The organism is Peribacillus simplex (assembly GCF_030123325.1).
In the GTDB taxonomy this organism is placed as follows: Bacteria; Bacillota; Bacilli; order Bacillales; family DSM-1321; genus Peribacillus; species Peribacillus simplex_D.
Map to the genome: position 1 here is coordinate 5,017,000 of NZ_CP126106.1, position 11,203 is coordinate 5,028,202.

Sequence of the window (11,203 nt, forward strand, 5' to 3'; positions counted from 1 at the left end):
TCAGCTAATATACGCTTTCAAGAGATGCTCAGTTTTGGTGACCTTCAATAATTCATCAATTCGCTCAGTTTGCTCTTTATCTTGGACTTTTTTGGTTCGAAAAACTGATTGAAGCATTTCGATTGCCAAGAACATTTCTTCAACTGTAGGATTCCTGTCTTCTTTTTCGATTGTTTGAGCTAGCTTTTTCACCTTTTGATAAGGTAGCACAACTCCTGAATGGTACTCATCTTCATCCCAGTTTTGATTTTTTGTAGCTACTGCAATAGCCAAACTTTTATCTAAAAATGCAGGTGGTAGATATCTAGTAATCACACCTTTAACCTTTAATAAATCATCTGGTTTTTCAAAAGATATACAACTAATATCTTTTGTGATGCTTGCCATTAAGTTAGTTAAAACAGTCTTAGATCCAAGCTCAATAGCATTGTTTACTCCTTTTTGATGAAGGAATTTAATTGATTTCTCCCACATTACAGGTTCAACCATTTGTCTTTTTAACAGCTTAATATATTCATTTGGCTCATCAATATGAGGTTGACCCGTAACGTTTGAAATAATAGGTCCCTCTGAACGGGAAAAGTTAAAATTTAAAAGAAATTCCTCTAACTTGTCTGATGCATCTTTCATTAAAGGACTATGAAAAGAAGCGCTAACTTTTAGAGGGGTAAGAATGGCACCTTCTTGAGATAACATTTCTTCTACTTGCTTAACAGAATGTTGATGACCAGAAATCACCACCTGATTAGGTCCATTAAAGCAGCCAATTGATACAGGATGATCTAAAGTAGATACTTCCTTACATACTTCCTCTACTCTCGAGCTTGCGATATTCGCAACAGCAGTCATAATACCTAATCCGTTCTTTACTGCGTCCTGCATTAAAAGGCCTCGTTTTCTTACGATTAATAGAGCATCTTCAAATTTTAAAACCCCACCAGAACATAGAGCCGAATACTCTCCAAGACTGTGCCCTAACAAATAATCCGGAACTACATTAAACTCTTTTTGAAGAACTCTAGAAATAGACATACTAAGCGTCAATAATGCTGGCTGAGCATTTTCAGTCTGTGTTAATTGTGACATTTCACCTTCTAACATTAGAGAGCTAAGATCAAAACCTAAGACCTCGTTTGCTTGATCAAATGTTTCTTTAGCAATGCTGTATTTATCGATGAGAGAACTACCCATGCCCACATATTGTGAACCTTGACCTGGAAAAATATATGCGATCATTTTTAAATTGCCTCCTATATACAATATTTAAGTAACTAGCTTCATTTAAAGTCGTATTTTTCTGTCTTTTCATTCAACGCTTTTAAAGTGAAGCAGTAGGTATGGAGTGGAAATGAAGACTAGCTTTTGTGTATTAATAAGATTCATTTCCACGAGTTCTTTGTCCACCCTAGCTCGCCTATATAAGAATCGAACGATTATTATTCGTTAAATATATATGATCTTATTAGACTCTAACTGCCTGTTCACAAAATGCTTGGATAACACGATTATAATTTTGTAAAACTTCTAGCATCATATTTTTATCCAACTTAGAATTGAGATCAAACAAGATGTTGATTTGGTTCTCTTGTTTTTGAATATTGACTTGAATATCAAAATTGGGCATTCTCGGTTTATCCTTCGTAAATAAGCAGCTAATCTGTTCATCTAAACCTTTATTATAAAAAATGAGGCTTTCCACAAGAATATCATTTGAATTTTCAAAGCTTTCTTTAGCAAGAGAAATGAGTTGATGAATAGAGCTACATTTATCAACTTCAATGGAAATTGTTCTTAACAATTCGTCCGTTCCTAAACACACTAATCCCTCAATAGTTTGATCAGGAGCAATTTCAGATAGCAGGTAATACCAAAGAATGCTTAACAAAGTTCCCTCTGCAAGGTCGTACTCTAGGCAAGTTTGACTAAATTTTTCAAGGTAGTCTTCTGAAAGGTTAAATTCAAAAGAATAGATATCTGTATTGGAATTGCCTTTCATAAAATAGTTACTTGGTAAGGTTATTTTGTTTACTTTCCTAGCCATAGACATTTGCTTCATGGTTATATAATGACCAAGTGTCTTTATTGTTGGATATGAGAACAGGTCTGCCACCTTTATGACATCCGGATATAAAGGGTCTATCTTACTGAATACCTCCAAGAGACTTAAGGAATCGCCACCTGATTCAAAGAAATTTAGATCCATACTTAAACTTTCCACTTTTAAGACATCTTTCCAAACAGACATGATTTGATGCTCAATTTCATTCATCTCATAATCTGAGGAGTGTTCTTCTAACAAAATTTTAACTTCTGGCAGCGCATGGCGATCCACTTTCCCATTAGAATTCATAGGGATTTTGTCCATAACGTGATAGTAAGCAGGAATCATATAATCTGGTAACACTAAAGCAACCTTATTCTTTATCTCATCAAGAATAGACTGTTCACGAGTTGCTATTTCTACATATGCTATAATTTGTTGCCCTTGGATTTTGACTGCAACACTATGGATAAGATTATGTTGGGCTATTACTCTCTCAATTTCTTCTAACTCTACTCGATAGCCTCTGATTTTGATTTGGTTATCTTTTCTACCTAAAAATTCAATTCTACCGTCGTCCATTAATCTTCCCATATCACCAGTTTTGTATAAAAGCTCATCTTCTTGATATGGATTATTAATAAAACTTACTTTTGTTAGGTCATGATTAAGGTAATATCCCCTTGCAAGCCCTCTGCCTGAAACAAAGATTTGACCTGGTATTCCACCAGGAACCATCTGTAAAGAATCATCAAGAATATATATATAATTATTTGTAATTGGATTTCCCAGTGGAACAGATGATCTCCTTAAATCGCCCTTTTCAATGTAGCCTGCTATCGTTCCAATACATGTTTCTGTTGGACCGTAGTGGTTCATTAGTTGAATGCTGGGGTAATCTCTAAAAAGATCTTTGATTTGGTTTGTTTTTAGTTGTTCTCCTCCAATGATAATTAGCCTCAAAAAAGTAAGTGTGCTGTCCCAATATTTCTTATCAGCGTAGCTTAATACTTTTAACAAAGAAGGAGTCACTTTTAAATACGTGATTTTATGATTTGAGATGTATGACATGACTTGGTTAGGGTCTTGATATAAATTTTTTGGTACAAAATGAACTTCCCCACCATTTAATAAAGCTGAGAATAACCCAGTATAACCTAAGTCAAAAGAATATGATGAGAGTAAAAGAAAACGATCATTATGACTAAGATTTGCATAAGGAGAGAACCAACTAAAATAGTTTGAAAGACTTCTGTGCTCAATCATAACTCCCTTAGGATTACCTGTACTTCCTGATGTAAAAATGATATATGCCAGATCTTCCATTTGAACCCTTACCTGGGGCCTACTGCTTCTTTCACTATCAAACAAGGAACTGTCTAACTGTATCGTATTGAAATCCTCATCTTTTTTCCAAAGCTCATTATCCGTAATCACCATACATGGTGAACACTCATTTAGTATGTGGTTAATTCTTTTTTCAGGAAAACTTGGGTCGATTGGAATAAATGTAAAACCAGCTTTCAGAGTCCCAAGGATTGAAACAGCAATTTCTATGGTATTTTCAAATATGATAGCTACGTTCTTATTCCCATTAGTTTGTGTTCTCAGTAAGTAATTGGCTAATTTATTAGCTTGTTCATCTAATTCTTGATACGTCAGACTCTTAGACAAGTCCGTTACTGCTATTTTATTAGGGTGTAATAATACTTGTTTTTCGAAAAGCTGATGTATAGGCTCTTGATTTTCTATATCTAAGGAGCTTTTAGAAAGATGATTCTCTAAGATACCCTCTATTTCTGCCTCCTTGAATAAAGATACTTTACCTATATTCATATCCTTACTTCCTAAGCAGTTCTCTATTAAGGATATGAAATGATCTGCCATCCTTTTAATCGTTTCTTTTTTAAATAACTGTGTAGAATACTCAAAAGAGAACGCAATGTTATCTTCGGATTCATGGGCAAACAACGTTAAATCAAATTTTGAAAATTGATACGGAAATTCAATCGTATTCAACGTAAGAGAATCACTCTCGTAACTAGGGATTCCCATGTTTTGCATAGAAAACATGACATTGAACAGTGGATTTCGCCCCGTATCTCGACTTAGGTTGAGTTTATTGACCAATTCTTCGAATGGATAGTCTTGATTATCTAATGCTTCTACTAATGTGTCTTTTACTTCGCCTACATAATCGAATAGAGATTTAGTTGGCTTAGGCTTAGTACGAATAGCTAATGTATTCACAAACATACCTAACATTTCTTGAGCTTGTGGAATTGTTCTAGCCGAGACTGGAATGCCTATAACTACGTCTTTCTCTGTAGAATATTTTGAAATGAGCATACTGAAAAAGGCGTGTAGTATCATATTTAAGGTTGCTTTTGAATCCTTAGCATATTCATTCATGCGCTTTTTAAGCGTACTCTCTATTTTGAAATGGTAAAGGTCTCCTCTATAATTCTTTTCCTTAGGTCTTTGATAATCAGTTGGAAGTTCTAATGTTGGAACACTATCATTAAAAACGTTCAACCAATAGTTTTCTTGTTTTTTCATATTCTCTGTAGATAAACTTTTCTGTTGCCAATCAGCGAATTCTTTATAATGTACCTCAAGAGGTTGAAGTTCTCCTCCATGGTAAATCTCTAAAAATTCCTTCATGATAACAGATAGAGAAACGCCATCTAGGATAATATGATGAATATTTAACAAAAGCACATGAAGAGTTTCATTTATACAAAGGATGTGCACATTTAACAAGGGAGCTTCGCTTAAATCGAATGGAATAAAGAGTTTGCTCATAGTACTATTTAGCACTTCTTGTTTTATGTACAAAACATCCAACTTAAAATTCTCGACCGTTTGATGGACTCGTTGTACTGGTTTACCATCAACCATTTCATAAGTGGTTCGCAGTATTTCATGTCTTTCTATGACTTTTTTAAAGGAGTCTTCAACTCTCTTTAAATCAATTTCACCAATTATCTCCATAGGTACAGGAATGTTATAGCTGCCCTTATTCGAACTTATACGCTCTAACATATAAATCCTTTTTTGAGCAGAGGACAAGTTATAGTATGGTTGAGAAGGAAGAGGTAATAGTTCTTTTATTACGTTCACTTTTTCTTTTTCCATAATAAATTTTGCCTGTTCACGAATAGTCGTTAGACGGAATAAGTCCTTCATAGAAATTTTCGTACTAAATTCCTTCCTTAAATACGTGGCTAAATTTGCCAGTAGCAGAGAGTTACCACCTAAATCAAAGAATGATAAGTTGACACCAACAAGATCAATCTTGAGTACTTTTTTCCATATAGATGAAACCTTTTCTTCCCAAATATTTTCTGGGTGTTCGACATTTTCAGTAAGTGAATGCTTGTCAGGCTCTGGTAATTTCCTTCTGTCAACCTTTCCATTTATTGAAAGAGGAAACTGTTCTAACTCCATGATCACTGAAGGAATCATATACTCTGGTAATTTTGTCTTAAGATCATTTCTGATCTCTTGCTCTATATTCTTTTGCTCTCCAATGATGTAGGCACAAAGGAATTTTTGCTGATAATCATCTAATTTTGTCATGACCACTGCATCTTTAATAATGGGTGACGATAATATAGCTTTTTCAATTTCTTGAATTTCGATTCTGTATCCTCTTACTTTCACTTGATTATCTTTTCTGCCTAAATAATCAATGTTTCCATCTGGTAGCCATACGCCAATATCACCTGTTTTGTAAAGACGCTCTCCAGATTTAAATGGTGACTCTACAAATTTTTCACTAGTTAGCGCGTCTTTGTTAATATATCCTGCTGCAACCCCTAGCCCTCCCACATATATTTCACCTGGCATTCCAACAGGTTGTAGATTTCCATATAAATCGACAATATATGCTGTGGAGTTATGAAGTGGCTTACCAATAGGTATCCTTCCTGAAAATTCCTTTTCAACAAGATAACTCGTTGAAAAAGTAGTATTTTCCGTAGGACCATATCCATTTATGATGTTTATAGTTGGGTTATGCTTTCTAACAATGTTAACCGCCTTATAAGGCAATATGTCTCCACCAACCACTAAGTTTCTAACCCCTGAAAACAATTTCTCATTTTGACTTACTAGTTGTGAAAATAAAGCGGGCGTTAAAAATAAACTCGTTATCTGTCTATTCGTTAGTACTTCTTCAAATGAGTTTGCCTCTAACAACTCGTCTTCTTCAACAAAGTGTAATGTCCCACCAAGTAACAATGCTCCCCATAACTCAAACGTAAACGCATCGAAAGTAATAGAACCCGTTTGAAGGATATTTTCCTCGTCACTTAGTGAAATAAAGTTTGTATTCATAATTAACCTACAAACATTGATATGACTAATGATGGCACCTTTTGGGTTCCCAGTAGTACCGGATGTATACATGATATACAGAGGGGCCTCAGGTGTTGTATTTGTCGTTAGCTCTTTTTGTTCATATTGATAGATTGAGTCGTCTTTTAAATTTACATGCTTTCTACCCAAGCCTACATTACTCACATCAGTTGTAAGAAGAATACCTATTTGACAGTCATCTAGGATATACTCGATTCTCTCTACTCCCATACTAGTGTTTAATGGTACATAGACAGCTCCAGCTTTAATAATTCCTAGTATCCCAATAATTGTCTCGATTGAACGTGTTGCTATTAGACCAACTGATTCTCCAGGCTGTACACCACTATCAATTAAATAAGAAGCAAGTTGTTGAGATTTTTGACTAAGATCACTATAAGTAATAGCATTGCTATTTGATACAACAACGTTTTTATAGGGATTCTTTCTTACTTGCTCTTCAAACAACTGAACAAGCGTCTTGTCTCTGGGAATCTCAAACTCTGTGTCATTATATTGATTTAACAAAAGATCTTTTTCTGAATCTGTGATAAAGTTCAGTTCGGATACAGGAACTGAAGGGTTGTTAGTAAGTAGTTTTAAGGCGCGTTCAAAATGTTCAAATATAACGTCTACTTTTTCTTCACTATATTCCAATGTTGAATAGCTTATTTTGCATGATAGACGTCTTTCATCATCTATCGAGAAACCAAAGCTTGTTCCTTCATTCGTTAATTCTATATGGTTTGCATGCAGGCAATCCATTGATGTTGTTGTTCTAAAATAGTCATTTTCAGGATCTATATGAAGCTGCTCCGCTAAAACTTCAAACGGGATATTACAATATGTTTCGATACTTGTTAAATCTGTTTTTATATTATTTAAAAGACTTTTAAATGTCGTTTCTTGAACAATATTCGTTCTAATGGGGAAAATATTGTATTTTGTTTTATTTTCCTTAGATAAATTTGGAGTCCCGATAATAATATCTTCTTCCAATGTGTACTTTTGAAGTAACCAAGTTAACGCCGAGACAAGTATCATATAGCATCCATATTCGGAGTTTCCTACGATCTTCATCATATTCTCGCTAGTTGTCTTATCAATTAAGAACGTTTTGTCTCTTCTTACATTACTTCCCTCTCTCTGTTCTTCCACGCTTGTGGGGAAGCCCGATAGAGATAATTCCCCTTTCAATTTGTTTAACCAATAGTTTCTTTCCTCTTCTAATTTATGACTGGTAAGATAAATATTCTTTTTCCTTTTATCTATCATCGTAAGAACCACCTTAATTAAAAATTAAAATCGGGTACAAGTTGAGCAAGCGTTTCAGTTGGATTAGAACCTAAGTTTATATCCTCTGCTAAAATGATATCTTTAATTCTGCCATCTTCGCTTTGAACAAAAGATGTTAAGATGGATACATAATCCTTTTCAAATGCTTGAATCGTTTCCTCTTTAAAAAGCTCCGTACTATACTGAAAACAGAATTCTAGCTTTTCCTCTAACTCATCCATTCCACCGAACAAGTTAAGGTCAAATTTTGAAGAATTCCATTTGAGATCATAGAAAGGAATAGCTTTAATTTTGACTTCATTTACGTCCATAACTTTAAAATCAAAATTTTGATATGAAAATGCCACATCGTATAAAGGATTACGGTTCGTTTTATACGGAATATTAAACTTTTGAATCAATCGTTCAATTTGGTAGTCTTGGTTTTCAAAAGCATTTAAAGAATCTTGCATCGTTTTATTTAAGAAATTTTTAATGGGCTCCTCATTATTTATCAATTGTCGTAACGGCAACATATTTACAAACATTCCAACTGTCCCTTGAATATCTTCCCTTTGTCTTCCTGCTACAGGGCAGCCAATTACAATGTCATTTTGATTTGAGTATCTGTACAGTAGTATCTGATATGCCCCTAATAAGATTGTGAACATATTAGCTTTATATCGCTTAGCTATTCGTTTCAATTCGGCTGTTAACTCTTCGGTTACAGCGAAACTATAATGATCCCCCTCCAAACTTCTATATATCGGTCGTTCGAAGTCTGTCGGCAAATTTAATTCTTCTATAGGCAAGCTATATTGGTTATACCAAAACTGTTCTTGATTTTTATATACATCCTTTTCATATTGCTGATTTTGCCAATTTGCAAAATCTTTATATTGAATAATTTCAGTCTGCAAGTCCTTATCCTGATACAAATCTAATAGCTCTTTAGTAAGAATACTAATTGAAACACCGTCTGAAATAATATGATGAATATCAAAAAACAAGATGTACTCATTCGGAGCTGTTTGTAGTAATTTCAACTTAACTAACGGCAGCTTGCTGATATCAAATGACGTAATTAACTCGCTCATTTTTTCATATAAGTTTTCTTCTTCAACTTGAATAACTTCTATCTGATACTTATATGATTGATGAATTTTCTGTTTTCCATCTCCATCTACTTCTATAAAGGTCGTTCTTAGCGATTCATGTCTCTCAATTAGAGCATTCCAACAGTTATTCAACTTTTCTAAATTTAAGTTTCCTGATAAGCTCAATGCAAAAGGCATGTTATAGGACAAATCATCTGAATCTGAAATTTGGTCCACTCTATATAAACGACTCTGAGCTGGTGATAAATCATAATAATCACGCTTATGTAACTTAACAATTTTACTTTCATGATAGCTACTTGATTGATGTACCAGTTCAACCATTTTTTCGATAGTTGAATTTGTGAAGATATTACTAACTGAAACATTAACTTGTAATTTACTTCGAATCTTTGAAGCTAAGATATTTGCATGAAGAGAATTTCCACCGAGTTCAAAAAAGTCATCGGAATAAACGTTAAATTGATTTATTCCTAGAGTTTGCGACCATACTTCACCGATTGCGACCTCTGTATCACTATAATCGCCCTGTGCTTTTCCTAACAATTTAACTTCATTAGAGGTTGTATTGACCCAACAACGACTTTTCTCGAAAGGATAGGCTGGTAAACTAATCTTTTTAATTTTTTTAGAGTAAACCTCCTCCCACTGGATCTCCAGTCCTTGAATAAAGGCTTGGGCAGTCTTAATAAGAGGGTCAGAACTGTTTAACTGATTATTTTCCTGGTCATGACTATAAAAATTTCCGTTATGGATAGAAGTAGTTAGGCCTTCTTTTCCTAGATGATCGAGTTTGTTAACGAGATCTTGTATATTCGTAACAATTAGTGCAATACGATGGTTACAATGCTCTTTTCCGACACTCGCTGTATAACAAATCCGCTCTAGTGAGAGTTCCTCTGTGTGAATTTTGTTTAAAAATTTTGTATATTCATCAATATATTCTTTCAGGGCATCTTCGCTCTTTGCAGAAATGACAAATATGTTTTTAGTAGAATGAGATTCTACCTTATATTCATCTGTAGCCTCTTCTAATACGATATGACAGTTTGATCCACTCATTCCAAAGGCACTCACTCCACACCTTCTTGGTGAAAAATGACTTTCCCACTTTTTCAATGTGTCATTTACGTATACAGGCGAAGAAATGAAATCTATTTCCCTGTTAGGAGAATTAAAGTGAATCGATGCCGGCATTTGCTTATTCTTCAACGCGAGGGCACACTTAATCAGACCAGCAAGACCCGCCAAGCTGTCTGTATGTCCTAAATTTGTTTTTATAGATCCAACTCCACAAAATTGTTTTTTGGACGTAAAACGAGAAAATGCCCTATTAATTCCTTCTATTTCAATTGGATCACCTAGCTTAGTTCCCGTGCCATGCGCTTCAATATAACTGATTGTTTCTGGATCAACACCGGAATTTTTCCAAGCTTTCACAATGACGTCCTCTTGAGCTCTTACACTAGGAGCCGTTAACCCTATTGATTTGCCATCTTGGTTAATAGCAGAACCTTTTATTACTGCATATATTTGATCTTTATCTTTTTTGGCCTTAGAATATGGTTTTAGTACAATTGCAACCACACCTTCTCCAATTCCTGTACCATTTGTTGAATTATCAAATGTTCTTGTTATCCCATCTAAGGATTCGATCCCAATCTTTTCTTTAGGCTCAACTGGACATAAGTGAGTTTTTACTCCACCTACTATCACTTGATCTGCTTCGTCGTTTCTAATCATGTTACATGCTACATGAACAGCAGTAAGAGCAGATGAACAAGCTGTGTCTATAGTTAGGTTTGGGCCTTTTAAATCCAATAAATATGAAACTCTCCCTGAAAGAATGGGTGGTAAATTCCCTTCGACTGACATTGATAATGAATCTGGCTCTAACTTTTCAACCAGCCCTTTATACAGATGATCATGAGGACTTAAACCTACACAAACTCCTGTCTTGGTTCCTTTTAATTGCTTACCGCCATAGCCAGCATCCTCAATTGCATGAATAACAGCTTCTAGAAACAAACGATGATTCGGATCCATAAGACTTGCTTCTTTCGGATTTAACCCGAAGTATTTATAGTCAAACTTATCTATTTCATCAAAATATGTTCCTTTTAAAAAAGAACTTTTACTATCAGAAAGCAGATGTGAAACATCTGCTTTCCTGTTTTCTGGAAACGAGGAGATAGTATCTTTTTCAGTTAAAAGTAAATCCCAAAGCTCTTCTGTATTCGCAGCTTGTGGAAATTTCGCATGGATTCCTATAATTGCTATATCATCTTGCATGATCATATCTTTTTTTATCAATTTAGCTAAATTCGAACCTATTTTTCTATCTATTCTTCCCTCAACAGTTTCCCTTATTAAATATTCAAGGACGTCTCTCACTTCTTACCTCCTG

The 11,203-nt window shown here is 34.5% G+C and carries 3 protein-coding genes; all 3 read right to left on the reverse strand.

The features are described from left to right. The 3 genes from fabD to QNH43_RS23890 all read right to left on the reverse strand — a co-directional run bounded on the left by fabD (nucleotide 1) and on the right by QNH43_RS23890 (nucleotide 11,190). Entirely contained in the window at nucleotides 1-1,236 is a 1,236-nt protein-coding gene (gene fabD / locus QNH43_RS23880) for an ACP S-malonyltransferase (RefSeq protein WP_283915976.1), read from the reverse strand. Nucleotides 1,237-1,462: 226 nt separating this feature from the next. Next, nucleotides 1,463-7,678 carry a non-ribosomal peptide synthetase gene (locus QNH43_RS23885; protein ID WP_283915977.1) on the reverse strand — a complete coding sequence of 2,072 codons (6,216 nt, stop codon included), beginning with the start codon at nucleotides 7,676-7,678 and terminating at the stop codon, nucleotides 1,463-1,465. 17 nt (nucleotides 7,679-7,695) lie between these two features. Next, nucleotides 7,696-11,190, reverse strand: a complete 3,495-nt coding sequence (locus QNH43_RS23890) for a condensation domain-containing protein (protein ID WP_283915978.1) — start codon at nucleotides 11,188-11,190, stop codon at nucleotides 7,696-7,698. Between the last annotated feature and the right edge of the window lie 13 nt (nucleotides 11,191-11,203).